We start from the raw sequence: 13551 nt of genomic DNA, 5'->3' as shown, positions 1-13551 counted from the left end.
AGTGGTCACGTGTCAGCTTGCGCGAGAGGCGGACATCGGTTTTCGAGCAAGACGGGCGCTCCTATTGCGATCGGGCTCCGAGCGAGGTGGCTGCGCAATGCGCCCCGATGCTATGACCGCCGCGTCGAGCCGCCTCCACTGAGAACACCTACATCCCCGACCTGCACATCGACAGGCTGAAGGCTAAAGTGCGCAACTTACACTAGTTGGGATTGATGGATGTTCGGCTATTTCTGCCCTGCCAGGAGGCATCTACGGGACTCTTCTCAGTCGCTGTGCGCGGCGCGTCCTGCGGGGTAGCCGGCGGCGCGCAGTTGGCGCCGACCCTCTGAACCTGTTGTCAATCTGGTCGAGGGTTTCGCGGGCCGTATATGCGTTGACCTCAAGAAGATCCTCGAACAAGTCAGTTCCGCGTTCTCGCGTCGCCGGGCCGAGGCGGTGCAACGTGATCGAGATGTCGACAAGCTCGGCGGCGGTCCCGGCTGTAGCGGTTCGAATGTCGCCCAACTCCCCCTTCCAGGTTGCAACTAGCGCAGATGCGATAGCCCCGACCAATTCGGCACCGTCCGGCAGAAGCGTTTGGAGCCGATCGACTATGAAGGTCGACTGTACGGGCGAATGCTTCTCGATGAAGGGAGCAATGACTTCGAGAAGCTCGAGCCACTCCGGTGTAGGCGTTATGTCATCGACGATGCGGAACAAGTCGATGATTGCAGACCATGTGCGGTCGCCCGCCCGAGGAATCGCCCTCTTCAGTATCTCTACGCACGCGCGTCGGCAGAGTTCGTCGGGCCACATGTTGACCGCTGCATAGGCAACCCCGGCAAGCGCTTCGGGCGATCCCCCTTCGAGAATGGCGTCAACCATCTGAGTCGACCATGAAAGCTGCGGCTGGACCACAGAGATGAGACCCGCAAGCTCTCCACGGGCCTGCTGCACCAGCGATGCCTCATGGCCCTCCCAATCCAGAAGCACGCCTTTCACGAAGGCGGGTATCAGCCACTGCAGATACGCCAGCAAGATGGCCGCTTCGCGGGATGTCTGCAGGCTGGGGTAGCGCTCGAACAGCTGCACGAGGAATGCATGGAATTTCGAAGGGTCTTCGGGTCGTACGTATTGCATGAAGCGCAACATCGCGCCCCACACACGCACATCGTCGCCCTTGTCTAGGTGACGCTGGAGCAGTGCTACTAGTTCATCGGGAAGCTTTCGCTGGAGATAGACCCGCGCTAGCACCTCCAAGATGGGGAAATTTCCATGGGGTAGGACGCTGACTCCTCCCATTCCCCACAGCACGGATTCATCGCGGGGCAGCTTATTGGAACCCTCGGAGCCAGTATCGAGAAGAGTTTCTTCGTCATCATCGTTGACGTTGATTGCGGCTGGCGGGTCCGAGGGCTTGCCCAGCCATCCGCTTAGCAATCCTACGATCTCATCGCTCAGTGGCTTGTCGCGAAGCAGGATGCGCTCAAGCCCGCGCGCAACGCTTCCGCGATATTCCTCTCCGCCAAACCCGCGGCTCTCCAGATCGAGGATGACGCGCTCGAACGCAGGTGGATCAGTTACCTCGCCAAGCTCGGCAAGCGCATACCCAGCGGCGCGAGTGCCGAACTCCGAATCTAACTGGGCGATGATCTTGAAAGCACGGTCAGGGTTCGCCTTTGCAAAACTCGCGAACTCTCGCGAGAGCTGAACATTCCCGCCCTTCATCCAATCACGTGGATTGTCCCACTCGGTAGCGTCAGGCAGTCGTTTGAAGGCGTTGATGATCTCCTCGTCCTTTGCCTTGGACATGGAGTCGGCTGACATGGGAGAGCCAATCCAACGCGCCTCGATACGGGGGTGAGCACGGCGTTCGCCAAACTTGCGCACACCTTCGGCGACTTTCTGCGTCGTCGCCTTGGTCAGCCGCTCGGTCGGCAGAGACTGAAGAAGCTCAAGCTTCATGTGCTCAATGGCCCGAATGAACCTGCGGCGTTGCTTGGCGTCCCGCTCATCGCCGGGCGACGGACTGTACGAGCCGACATAGTCCGAGAACTGTCTTATTTGCTCGTCGGACCAGTGCACTGCGGCTGCTTCGACGAGACGCCTCGTCGTGCCGCTTCCGTCGTGGATGTCTCCGAGGTGAAGGCGCCTCGTATCCCCCATCAAGTATGTTAGCGCGAAGTCGGCCAGCTTATCCGCATGCAGGGCCAGTGTGTGTGCGAACAGGCGATGAACAGGGACGGAGTCTTCGTGCTGGTGCTCTAAAATCCAGTTCTTTGCCGCCCCCGGATTCTTGCCCGCGAGCGAGTCGAGGGACGTGGTGAAGGCGGCCAGAAGAGCATGCTCTCCCAGACGACCGGCCTCTTCCTCCTCGAATCTCGGATCAACCCCATAGGGGATGGCGTAGCCAAGATCGCTGTGCTCGCCGCTGGCATCTCTCAGTGCACCGAGCGCTCTCTGAAGCCACGGCCAGAGGATGCTCAAGAAGTCCTCCGGTCGGGTTCGAGCAATCTCATCGAGCGTGCTGTAGCCATCGCTCTGCTCAAGAAGCTTGTGGAAGGGCTCCGACGGTGAACCGTGCAGGTGGTAGGCAAGTGAACCTTCATCATCTTCTGGATTGGCCGCGGCAGCCCTCGAGGCTGACTGGGCCATCGTCGCCGTCAGTTGCTTGTCGAGCCTCGCCAGCGACAACCTCAACGCAGTTTCCGGCTGTTCCGCACCGATCGCGGATATGGTGTGCTCGAATGCGAAGTCGGCGATGTCCGTGCGCATGATGACGTCGATTGCCATTTCAAGCTCGGCATCGGTCCACTTGGGCGCTTCCTGAAGCACAGCCCAGATGTTTCCGTCATTCTCCTTGTCTGAAAGCCACACTGACCTCATCAATTTCACGACGCTGACGCTGTCAAACTGCATGGCCCTCATGAGGGTGATTGTCGCTATACCAAGTTCATCGGGCGTCGTCATCGCCTCTCGTACGGCAGAGTGCTGTAGGCGTTCGAACCAGCCGGGGCTTCCCTGCATGGCTTGAAGGGCAATTCTCCGGGTCGACGAAGACAGTGCGGACCGCATCAGCGACACTTCGACTTCCGTCGGCGCCGTCTGGCTGCCCAGGAACTCGACAAGCAGAAATTTCAGGTGGCGGCGGGTCGCGTGGTTCCAAATGGCTTGGACCTCGGAGGCATAGGTCGGAGGATCGACATTGCGAAGGTAGGAGAGGCCCGCCCAAGTCTTCGGCCGGATGAAAAGTGACGCTTGTCGGCCAAGTACATATGCCGACAGGCGACCCTCTTTTTCGGCGAAAGAACGGGCGAGTGCATGTTCGAACAGTGTCTGGTGCGTGAACCCGACCTTGCTATCTGAACCAAAGTCAGCAAGGACGCCGGCGGCAATCAACGCGGCGACGTTGTCGGGCTCGGTCGCGTACCGCGCGCTCGGAACCCACAAGTTCTCATGCTCGGCCATGTCTTCGGCTATTCGCGAAGTTAGCGCGGAAAGCGCGCCACCATTGGGTACTGCGAGAATGCGTTCCTTCCAAAGTCGATCGAGCAGCTTCTGATAGTTGGTGAAGTCGTCGGCACCGCCGCCCTCAAGAAGACTAAGAAAGGTCTTGAGGGTTTGGGGGGATCTCATGAGACGTTGCGCGTCAGCGGGCCATCCCGCCGCCTTGACGCCGTTGCGCTCGAGGATTTCCAAGACGGTCGACCAGGCTGGCAAGTCGAGGTGAAGACTATCGGCACGCACCGTCTTGAGGCGAGTGTCGTGTTCGTACTCGAAGGTTCTCGAAGACACGACGACATGCACGTTGTCATTACCGCCCAGCCGCCGAATGATGTTGAGCAAAACGTTCAAGCGACCCGTTTTTAGGTCAATGTAGGTCGCGAGCGCGTCGAGCTGATCGATAATGAGCACGACCGGCCTCAGGCTAGCGATGCCTGACAGAAGGGTCGTGACGTTCTGGTTTAACCCAAGCGCTACCCTCAACGCGTCTTCATCTGCCACCGAAGGATCAATCAGATCGGCCTTTATCGCGAGAAAGGGCAGATCGCGCTCTCTGAGATTCCGAGCCATCGTCGCAAGAAGAGCCGACTTGCCTGCGCCTGGCTCGCCCAGCAAGGCGGTCGTCGACCCTTCTGGGCCCTCGATCTTTGCAAGTAGCGTGTCGAGTTCGGGTCGAGGAATCTCCGTACCGTCAGGCAAGCTCCTCGACCATTCCAAGAGCTCCCGAGACGCTGCCTCGAGAGCCTTCAATGATGAACGGGCCGCTGCAAAAACGTCCTCTTCAACGACACTCGTCAACGTGGCCCCAAACCTTGAGGACAATAGTTCAGCGAGAGCCGGTTCCGAAGCGCGTGAAACGTCTTCGGTCCGCAGCGAGAAGATCATGTGGAACGAACCGCTTTCAGTCCTCTCTAGCTCGATAGAATCGTCATCGAGGTGTTGTCGCAGGGCCTCTGCGATCTTCTCGCAGCGCTCGGGCGGGAAATCTTTCGCCCCGCCCGCAAACGAAAAAGCAACGCCCACGCGATCCTGCTGTGGTTCGGAAGGTGGTGGCAATCTTTCAGGTGGCGAAGCCAAGACCAGCGCCTCCCCCCTGCCTCTCAACGAGCTCGCTGGGTAGCGCTTCATCCTGAGGGCAATTAGCTCGAAGGCAAACGCGGCGGCATGGGCCGCGGCAACCGGCTGGTAGATGGCGTCCTTGTCAGGCTCCTTGCCTTCGCGGGCGTCGGAGATTCCTCGGATAATGATCGCGGGCGTACTTTCCTGTCGGGCTGCAAACAGCGCGCCGTAGCCCTCCATTTCGACCGCCTGCGCATCACCGCAATGCTTCGAAATCTGGACTTCGAGTTGTGAAGTCGCGTCGGCGGAGACAGCCTCTACCGAAACAATCGGCCCGATAACAGCGCCAGGCGGGTGCGGCTTTGGATAATCCTCGATGCTTGGCAACGTACCCCTGAGCGCAGGACGGATGCGATTCACCCAATCGCCATCCCGTTCAACCTTCGTTGCCAATTGTACGAGAACCTGGTCGGCGGGGAATCCCGCCGACCGAGCATTGAACTCGCCGCCCTCATACTTTCCCGAGTAGGGAAAATACACTTCACTAGAGGCGACCACCGATCCGATCGGAATGTCCTTCTTACGGGACCCAGCCACACCCACGAACACGATCATGTCGAAGGGTCCGCATTCCTGGGCGGGATAGAACACCGACGCCTGTGCCTCAAGATTGCCGGCGCGACTTTCGGCAACGACTACAAGGCAGTCCTCCCCATCCGAAGCGAAGGTTCCGAGCTCGACGATTTGATGGTTGCGAAGGGTCTTGTCCCCCAACGGCCGCAGGTGCGCGCGTACCGAACGCATTTCGAGCGCAATGGCCGTGACGATGAGGACGCGGCGCAGCCCACGTCGGTCAGCTTCGGCAAAAATCTCGTCAGCGCTTTGGATGGTCACAGGTCGGCAACAACCTTAAGAAGAACAATCAAAACTACTAAACTCGTATGGCATGAGCAACAGCTTCCGATCAACGATCCCCATGCGAGGTGCCAACCGCGCGATACGCTCCGGGGCGTGCAGCAACCCCTTTCAGTGCTACGTCAAGCATCGATGGGACTGGAGGTGCGGATCACCTGACCTCGCCCGCGATATACGAGCGCCTGCATGCAGCGCCCGCTTTGGGCGCTGCATCAAGGTCGCTTCTGGGCCAAACGCAGACATCGCAAAACGAATATAGGACGTTCGCTTTTTTTGAGAGAGCCGCGCGTAACAGACAGTCGCTACCGGCCCAATGTGACACTATTTCTCGTCGCGCTCCAGCCATGATCGGGATGCCGCCAGCCGCTTACCTCGCATTTATCCCCGCCATGTAAGTCTGCCCAATCCTTGGGGGCCGCACGCCAATGCTAGACAACTACGCACTCGACCGCTTCGGCGTAATCCATCAGATCGACGCCACGCCGATCACGTACGACAAGCAGTACATTTCCTATTACGAGGATCTCAGCGACCGGACCATCAAGCTCGGTTATCAGCGGCTTGGCTGGGTGCTGGGGATCACCGGCCAGATACCGCGATCCGTGCTGGAGATTGGCTATGGCACCGGCACCTTCGTCGAAGCCGCCAAAATTACCGGGGTTGCCGACTGCGCCGGCTGCGACATCACCCGGTTTCCGCTGCCCGAGGGTGTGTGCTTTGTCGATTGGGAAGAGGCGCTTGCCGGCGCGTGGGATCTCGTCGCCATGTTCGACGTGCTCGAGCACATCCCGGACCTGGGTTTCCTCGCCCGCCTTCAGGCCCGCCATCTGGCCATCGCCGTGCCCTATTGCCGTTGGCGTGAACTCGGTGCCGAGGGCGATGCGTGGTTCGAGACGTGGCGCATGCGTCTGCCCAACGAGCACCTGCACCATTTCGACCGTCAAGCGCTGGTGGCGCTGCTGGGGCACCATGGTTTTGAGTGCGTGACGCTGAACGGATTCGAGGACGGAATCAGGCTGCGGCCGGGCGAAGTGGGTCCCAACATTCTGTCCGGCTTTTTCAGGAAGCTATAGGCGCGCCCGGCTGGGCGCGCCTTCAGCCCAGGCGGATTATGGCGCCGGAGCGGGCGCCGGCGCCGGTGCCACGGGCGCTGCCGCCGGCGCCGCCGTGAACCCGCACTGCTTCTGTTCCATCTCGATCTGCTTCGTGATGCGGATGGCGTTCTGGGCGTAGGCTTCCGTCACCGAGCCGCTGTTGACGGTCTTGTCTTTCAGCGGGCTGACGGCGGCGCAGAGGTGGAAGACATGCTCTGTCGTAGACTTCGCCGCGCCGTTTTCCGGCGCGATCCAGTAGACGACATCCTGGCCATTGGGGTGTGCCGCGTCCTTCGTCGCATCGGCCACCGTGGTGGAGTCGGTGGCGATCGCCTGCGCCTGGGCGGCGACCTCGGGCGAACAGGCTGTGGTCGGCTGGCCCGCCTTGATCTGCGCCGCGCACTGGTTCATGTCCTGCGTGTACTGCTCGACCGACGGCGGCTGGTAGCTGACCCCGATCAGGGTCGCCAGCACGGCCAGCACCGCGCCGACGCCGCCGGCAATCTTCTTGCTCTTCGGATCCATGTTCTTGTCGTTGAGGATCAGGATAACCAGCGGCAGGAAGGCAATCAGCGTGATGATCGCGCCGAGCTGGTTCTGGACGAAGAACCTGAACGTGTCGGATTCGCGGGCCGGGTCCTTCCGGTTGGCCGCCTTCCAGAGCAGGCTGCCGACGATGGCGAAGATCGCGATGCCGACCAGAATGCCGATCAGCAGCGGCAGGTTGCCCTGGTCGAACTTGTGCTTGTAGAGCAAGACGATCCCGGCGATCTCGCCGCCAATGGCGATGACCCACGACAGCACGGCGAACAGGCGCAGCCGCGTGGCCCCGGACTTCTGGCCCTGCGTTGCCTGCCAGTCCTTGGTAACGTCTACGGTCGGCTTGTTGTCGGTCATGACCAGATCCCCCGGTATCGACACTTTTGCGGGGCGGCGTCAAAGGCGCCCGGCGCAGCGTCATTGATCGAACGTCGCCTGCTCCGGCGCGAAAGCGCCACGGCAGACCCCATCCTTATTGCGCATGATGGGATTCGTCCATAGCCGAGGCTGGCGGACGAGGATGCGGGCAATGGTGCGGAGGAGGGCAGCGCAATCGCATAAGGCGGCGCCAGCCCCACTCCGTCCGCCGCGGCCACTTCCCCCATGTCCATGGGGAGAGGAAACCCAGCCCATCAAGGCCGCCACCTCGGTGATTGGCATTTCCTCTCCCTCCGCGGAGCGGGCAATCGCATATGACAGGTTTCCGCTCTACGAATACCCCCACCCTTAATCCCTCCCCACAAGGGGGAGGGAGACTTGGTAGGCGCTGATCGCCGCAAATCGCCTAGGTTCGACGCCAGAAAGGGTGGCTTGCGGCAGCGTTCCCTCCCCCTTTTTGGGAGGGTTAGGGTGGGGTCCTCTTCGTAAGAACTCATATGTGATCGCCTTGCGCCGACGAAGGGAAGGTGGGTCGCCGAACCCGAGGGAGCGCCATATGCGATCGCCCTGCCATAGGTCGGATCACGCAACCGCGGGAGCGCAACTAATTTGTATACAAATGTTTCTGGGCGACATCGGTTTGTGAAGCGCTTCACCGTTGCCGCGCAATCGATCGGTTACAGAGGCCGTGCAAGAGCGGGCCTGAGGCAGCGCTTTGCTGCTGCATGGAGGTAACCGATGTTTGAAAGTCTCAGCAGAATTCGTGCTGCCCTGGCGCGCGCCAGCAAGCACAGGAAGACCGTGCGCGCACTGAATGCGCTGCCGACGGAGATCCAGAAGGACATTGGCTGGACGGAGTCGAGGTCGATCGATGAGATAAGGCTGCCGTTCTAGGGCCGCATCCAGCGTCGCTAATATATCGCTCGCCATCGATTGTTCGGAAGCGTACAGTATAGCATCGTCGGCCACATCAATGGGCGCTGACGCTTGGGAGCGACCATCGCACTCCTGCCCCGAGAGGAGGCATTGGAGCCATGGCGGAGCAACCGAGACAGTCCGGTCTGAGCGCCGAGACGCTCGCGGCCTTGGCGCGGGAAACCGGGGCCTCCGAGCAGCAGATACAAGAGATCGCATCGCTGATCGGCAACGATCGCTCGTCCATCGTGCGCGAAGCGCGCATGGTTGCGGCTGACCGCCCGAAGCGCTGATCCAGGAAAAAGCTGCTGGATTGATTGATGGGGCGTCGCCCCTGATTTGTCGGTTTTGTACGAAGTACAATGGCTGAATCCGAGTCAGCTATCGTCCAATGACCGTTTGCATTTGGGCAGGGCGCCGACGGCTGGGAGATGACATGTGCTCTTGCCCTTGACGGGAGAGAGCGATGGACCAGTCGGTCAGCAAGGAGAAAAGCGGCCTTTTGCGCCGCATGAACCCGGCCGACTTCGCACTGCTTGCGCCGCATTTGCACCATCGTGTGCTCGATCTCAAAGCCCCGCTCGAAATGGCGGGCGAGCCGGTCGCCTCGGTATGCTTCCTGGAAAGCGGCCTGGCCTCGGTGGTGGCGAGGAACCGGCCGGGGCTCGACACCGAGGTCGGCATCATCGGCCACGAAGGCATGTCGGGCTCCGCTCTGGTGATGGGCGCCGACTGGGCGCCCCATGATTGCTACATGCAGATGCCAGGCGAGGCGGTGTGCATCGATTCCGAGCCGTTCAAGGCAGCGCTGCAGAAAAGCCCGACGCTTCGCGCCTTCCTGCTCCGCTATGCCCACTACCTGCACGGCCAGACCAAATCCACGGCGCTGAGCAATGCCCGCGCCAAGCTCGAGGATCGGCTGGCCCGATGGCTCCTGATGTGTGACGACAGGGTGGTCGGCCACCAGATCCAGATCACGCATGAGTTCCTGTCCGTCATGCTCGGCGTCAGGCGCCCGGGCGTCACCATCGGACTGCAGATCCTGGAAGGGCGCGGCCTGATCCGGTCGAGGCGCGGCGAGATCGTCATCCGCGACCGCGATGGCCTGATCGCCGTCGCCGACGGTTTCTACGGCCAGGCCGAGGCCGATTACGAACGCCTGCTGGGCTGAGCCTGGCACCGCTGGAAATGGCCGACGCGAATGCCGGTGAAAGCATGTTGCCAGAGCCGCGCCGGCCATTTGCGGCCATCTGGGGAGAGGCCGCCCGGCAAATCTAGCATCGGCGCAAAAGCGGGCAACGAACCGCAATGGCTTGGTAAAAACCGTACATTCGAATTGTGTTGAACCTTGGTTCGGCAAGAGTATGAATCTGCTGTCGTGACCATGTATAGGGGGCGCTGGCGCCTGAGGCTTCGACAGGCCGCCCGCCGATGTGAACGGGGAAAACCGAAATGGCAGAACTGCTTTTCGATGTATCCGCCTTCGATTGCGCCATCCTGCGCGCCGCCTTCATCAAATCGGTGATGGAAGACAATGTCCCGGAAAAGCGGTGGCGCGCGCTCGCCGCTTCCCTGGTTCGCGACCTGACCGACCACGAAGACGTCGAGCCGGATCTGCTCGGCTGGATCACGCGCAAGTAGCGGTACCCTGACGGTCCGGCGGCTACCCCAGCCACCACCACAGCGCCGCGATCGCCGCAAGCACCGCCACCACCGACAGCCCCAGCATGATGTAGCTGCCCTTGATGATGTCGCGGATGATCTTCTTGACGCTTTCGCGGTCGTTGAGGTTGGGGAAAGGCTCGTTGGGCAGCGCCACGCCGAGGAAGCCGCAGAGCGGCGCCCAGCCATCGCTGACCTTGAACACCAGGAGCTTCTCCGGCGGCACCGCCGCTATCACCTCCTCGGTATAGGCGTTGTAGCGCGCCACCGCCTTGGCGCGGTCGTCCATCACGCCGGCAAGCGTGCGGCCCCAGATCAGCCTGTGCGACATGTCGCCGAATTTGCGGCCGAACGGCGTCAGCCATTCCAGCACCTTGAACTGCCACAATGTCTCGGTGAAGTGGATGGTGTCGATGGTGCTGTCGTACCAGGCCTCGGCGCCGCGCGGATGCAGGGTGAGCAGCACCTTGGCGTCGGGATAGGCGGCCATCAATTCGCGCCACACGCAGCATCCCGGATTGTCGACCGTCGCCTTGTAGTTGGCAAAGACTCTGGTCCAGTCGTGCTGGCTGCCGGGCGGGCTGTTGGCCACCTTGCGCCAGAAGTCGAGATGGCCCTTGTTGGCCTTGTTGAGGATGACTTCCTGCATGTGGTAGCTGGGAAGGCCCAGCCTGTTCAGCGCGGCAAAGGTCGACCATGTGCCGGTGCGGCCGAATCCGGCTCCGATGAGCTCAAGCGCCATTTTATCCCCCCTGGTTGAGACCGCTTTTCTTTTTATGCCGGTCCGCTCGGAATGAGGTTGCATCCGCGCCCCTCGGCGCGCAACAATTTTTCCTGTGCAGGGCAGAAATGTGTTTGCTTTTTCGTCTGGGCCACGCGGAATGACGGTCTGGCTATTCCCGCGGGTGGGGGAGCCTGATAATAGGTCAGCCAGATTGACCTAAATTCGCATGGCCGGGACGGTCATGCTGGACCAGATGCCGCATCCCGGGAGGTTGGCTCGTGAGTTTGATGGACCTGTTGGCGTCGCGCGCCTCGCGCATGAAGGCGTCAGAAATCCGCGAGCTGCTCAAACTGCTCGACCAGCCCGACATCATCTCCTTTGCCGGCGGCATCCCCGATCCGGCCTTGTTTCCGGCCCAGGCGATCGCCGATGCCTATGCCTCGGTGCTGGGCGGTGCGGAGGCGAGCGCAGCACTTCAGTATCAGGTCTCCGAAGGTTATCTGCCGCTCAGAAAATGGCTGGCCGGCCAGATGGGCAAGCTCGGCATTGCCTGCGACGAGCACAACATCTTCATCACCTCCGGCTCGCAGCAGGCGCTGGATTATCTGGGCAAGCTGTTCCTGTCGCCCGGCGACACAGCGCTGGTGACGTGGCCGACCTATCTCGGCGCGCTCCAGGCCTTCAACGCCTATGAGCCGCGCTACGACCGCCTGACGCCGGATGGCGGCAACATGACGCCGGCCGCCTACCAGGCGGCGGCTGCTGCCCCCTCTACTTTTGCAAAAGAGGGCGGCAAGGTGAAATTCGCCTATCTGGTGCCCGATTTCGCCAACCCGACCGGCGAGACGCTGAACCGCCAGCAGCGCGAGGCGGTGCTCGACCTCGCCGACGAGCTCGACATTGCCGTCATCGAGGACGCCGCCTATCGCGCGCTGCGCTACGACGGCGAGGGCCAGCCGCCGATCCTGGCGCTCGACTGCGAACGCTCCGGCGGCATCGAAAACGCCCGCACGCTCTATTGCGGCTCGTTCTCCAAAATCCTGTCGCCGGGCATGCGCGTCGGCTGGGTCTGCGCGCCGCGCCGCGTCGTCGAGCGACTGGTGCTGATGAAGCAGGCGTCGGACCTGCACAGCCCGTCGATCAACCAGCTGGTGATGCACCGGGTCTCCGAGGCCGTGTATGACGGCCAGGTGGAAAAGCTGATCGGCGCCTATCGCCAGCGCCGCGACGGCTTGCTTGCGGCACTCGAAGCGGAAATGCCGGATGGCGTCAGCTGGAGCCGACCGGAAGGCGGCATGTTCGTTTGGCTGACGCTGCCCGAAGGTGCGGACGCCACGGCACTGCTCGCCCGCTCGGTCAAGGAAGCCCGCGTGGCCTTCGTGCCGGGCAACGCATTCTACGCCGACGGTTCGGGCCGCAACACGATGCGGATGAGCTTTACGCTCGCAGATGAACGCGCGGTGGGTGAAGGCGTGCCGAGGCTGGCGAAATTGATGAAGGGCTAGGCGCCCTACCTCCCCCTTGTGGGGAGGTCGACCGAAGGTCGGGTGGGGGTGCTTGGCGCCGACCCCCACCCCGATCCGCTTTGCGGATCGACCCTCCCCACAAGGGGGAGGGTAAAAAAGTCACTCCGCCACCACCAATTTATCCTGCGTCTTCGTTTCGAAATCGCTGGCGTCGTGGCGCTCGTGCAGTTGCATGGCCGGGTCGCCGAAGGCGCGGTTGACCATGCGGCCGCGTTGCACGGTCGGGCGGGCGTCGATCGCCTTGGCCCAGCGTTGTACGTGCTCGTAGTCCTGCACCGACAGGAATTCGGCGGAATCATTGTACATGCGGCCGAGCGCCAGGCCGCCATACCAGGGCCACACCGCCATGTCGGCGATCGAATAGAAGGCGCCGCCGAGATATTCGGTCTCGGCCAGCCGCCGGTCGAGCACGTCGAGCTGGCGCTTGGTCTCCATGGCGAAGCGGTCGATGGCGTATTCGAACTTTTCCGGCGCATAGGCGTAGAAATGGCCGAAGCCGCCGCCGAGATAGGGCGCCGAGCCCATCTGCCAGAACAGCCAGGACAAGGTTTCCGCGCGCGCCGGCTGTTCGGTCGGCAGGAATTCGCCGAACTTTTCCGCGAGATAAAGCAGGATCGAGCCGGACTCGAAGACGCGGACAGGCGTCTTGCCGCTGCGGTCGAGCAGCGCCGGGATCTTGGAGTTGGGATTGACCTCGACAAAGCCCGAGCCGAACTGGTCGCCATCGTTGATGCGGATCAGCCAGGCGTCGTATTCGGCGCCCTTGTGGCCGAGCGCCAGAAGCTCCTCCAGCATGACAGTCACTTTGACCCCATTCGGCGTCGCCAGCGAATAGAGCTGCAGCGGATGCTTGCCGACCGGCAGCACCTTGTCATGCGTCGGACCGGCAATAGGCCGGTTGATGCTGGCGAACGTACCGCCATTGGCTTTCTTCCAGCTCCAGACTTTCGGCGGGATGTATTCGGTCATGCGGGGAATTCCTTGGGTTTGGCGGGGCGAAAACGACGGCGCGAGACTGATGGCGGAAAAGTCGGCGGAACGTAGATACTGGAACACATAGGTGCAATTCAGAAAGGTTCAACTTGTGTTGAACTATTATCGATGTCAGCGCCGCCCCTCATGGCCCTGCCGGGCACTTCTCCCCGTATAGTGACGGGGAGAAGGACGCTTGTCCGAACCGGATAGATAGGTAACAGAATGGACCGATAGCATGGGTGACAGTTTTCTTGTCCGCCGGAGGACCGGCGATGGT

The 13551-nt window shown here is 61.6% G+C and carries 10 protein-coding genes; 6 read left to right on the top strand and 4 right to left on the bottom strand.

Translation table 11 applies throughout. From position 1 onward, the window contains the following. Positions 1–252 precede the first annotated feature (252 nt). Positions 253–5439, bottom strand: coding sequence for a phosphorylase family protein (locus NKJ64_RS19155; RefSeq protein ID WP_352463147.1), 5187 nt, complete (start codon positions 5437–5439; stop codon positions 253–255). A 446-nt stretch (positions 5440–5885) separates the two neighbouring features. Between NKJ64_RS19155 and NKJ64_RS19150 the strand changes: the two genes are divergently transcribed. After that, a complete protein-coding gene (locus tag NKJ64_RS19150) occupies positions 5886–6533 on the top strand; it encodes a class I SAM-dependent methyltransferase (protein WP_352463146.1) in 648 nt (215 codons plus the stop codon). Between the two features lie 36 nt (positions 6534–6569). On the opposite strand, the gene NKJ64_RS19145 is transcribed toward NKJ64_RS19150, so the two are convergent. After that, positions 6570–7451 carry an SLC5/6 family protein gene (locus NKJ64_RS19145; protein WP_352463145.1) on the bottom strand — a complete coding sequence of 294 codons (882 nt, stop codon included), beginning with the start codon at positions 7449–7451 and terminating at the stop codon, positions 6570–6572. Positions 7452–8210: 759 nt separating this feature from the next. On the opposite strand from NKJ64_RS19145, the gene NKJ64_RS19140 reads away from it, so the two are divergent. The 4 genes from NKJ64_RS19140 to NKJ64_RS19125 all read left to right on the top strand — a co-directional run bounded on the left by NKJ64_RS19140 (position 8211) and on the right by NKJ64_RS19125 (position 10028). Further along, positions 8211–8366 carry a DUF1127 domain-containing protein gene (locus tag NKJ64_RS19140; RefSeq protein ID WP_023671409.1) on the top strand — a complete coding sequence of 52 codons (156 nt, stop codon included), beginning with the start codon at positions 8211–8213 and terminating at the stop codon, positions 8364–8366. A gap of 140 nt (positions 8367–8506) precedes the next feature. After that, complete coding sequence (locus NKJ64_RS19135) at positions 8507–8680, top strand: hypothetical protein (RefSeq protein WP_023671410.1); 174 nt, start codon at positions 8507–8509, stop codon at positions 8678–8680. A 173-nt stretch (positions 8681–8853) separates the two neighbouring features. Further along, entirely contained in the window at positions 8854–9558 is a 705-nt protein-coding gene (locus NKJ64_RS19130) for a Crp/Fnr family transcriptional regulator (protein ID WP_023671411.1), read from the top strand. A gap of 281 nt (positions 9559–9839) precedes the next feature. Then, the gene (locus tag NKJ64_RS19125; protein ID WP_023671412.1) at positions 9840–10028 is read left to right on the top strand and encodes a hypothetical protein; all 189 of its coding nucleotides are present in this window, start codon (positions 9840–9842) and stop codon (positions 10026–10028) included. A gap of 22 nt (positions 10029–10050) precedes the next feature. On the opposite strand, the gene NKJ64_RS19120 is transcribed toward NKJ64_RS19125, so the two are convergent. After that, complete coding sequence (locus NKJ64_RS19120) at positions 10051–10791, bottom strand: sulfotransferase family protein (protein WP_352463144.1); 741 nt, start codon at positions 10789–10791, stop codon at positions 10051–10053. Between the two features lie 269 nt (positions 10792–11060). Between NKJ64_RS19120 and NKJ64_RS19115 the strand changes: the two genes are divergently transcribed. Further along, on the top strand, positions 11061–12278 hold the full coding sequence (locus tag NKJ64_RS19115; RefSeq protein WP_352463184.1) for an aminotransferase-like domain-containing protein: 1218 nt from the start codon (positions 11061–11063) through the stop codon (positions 12276–12278). A 120-nt stretch (positions 12279–12398) separates the two neighbouring features. On the opposite strand, the gene yghU is transcribed toward NKJ64_RS19115, so the two are convergent. Then, positions 12399–13268, bottom strand: a complete 870-nt coding sequence (gene yghU / locus NKJ64_RS19110; RefSeq protein ID WP_023740034.1) for a glutathione-dependent disulfide-bond oxidoreductase — start codon at positions 13266–13268, stop codon at positions 12399–12401. Between the last annotated feature and the right edge of the window lie 283 nt (positions 13269–13551).

Origin of the sequence: Mesorhizobium sp. M0062, assembly GCF_040323125.1 — a bacterium.
GTDB lineage: Bacteria > Pseudomonadota > Alphaproteobacteria > Rhizobiales > Rhizobiaceae > Mesorhizobium.
This window is presented reverse-complemented; position numbering and strand designations above follow the sequence as displayed.

What these genes read in the sequence shown, in the direction of transcription:
- NKJ64_RS19115 (WP_352463184.1), top strand. Translation starts at nt 11,061, where the DNA reads ATGGACCTGTTGGCGTCGCGCGCCTCGCGCATGAAGGCGTCAGAAATC.
- NKJ64_RS19125 (WP_023671412.1), top strand. Translation starts at nt 9,840, where the DNA reads ATGGCAGAACTGCTTTTCGATGTATCCGCCTTCGATTGCGCCATCCTG.
- NKJ64_RS19145 (WP_352463145.1), bottom strand. Translation starts at nt 7,451, where the DNA reads ATGACCGACAACAAGCCGACCGTAGACGTTACCAAGGACTGGCAGGCA.
- NKJ64_RS19130 (WP_023671411.1), top strand. Translation starts at nt 8,854, where the DNA reads ATGGACCAGTCGGTCAGCAAGGAGAAAAGCGGCCTTTTGCGCCGCATG.
- NKJ64_RS19140 (WP_023671409.1), top strand. Translation starts at nt 8,211, where the DNA reads ATGTTTGAAAGTCTCAGCAGAATTCGTGCTGCCCTGGCGCGCGCCAGC.
- NKJ64_RS19150 (WP_352463146.1), top strand. Translation starts at nt 5,886, where the DNA reads ATGCTAGACAACTACGCACTCGACCGCTTCGGCGTAATCCATCAGATC.
- NKJ64_RS19135 (WP_023671410.1), top strand. Translation starts at nt 8,507, where the DNA reads ATGGCGGAGCAACCGAGACAGTCCGGTCTGAGCGCCGAGACGCTCGCG.
- NKJ64_RS19120 (WP_352463144.1), bottom strand. Translation starts at nt 10,791, where the DNA reads ATGGCGCTTGAGCTCATCGGAGCCGGATTCGGCCGCACCGGCACATGG.
- yghU (WP_023740034.1), bottom strand. Translation starts at nt 13,268, where the DNA reads ATGACCGAATACATCCCGCCGAAAGTCTGGAGCTGGAAGAAAGCCAAT.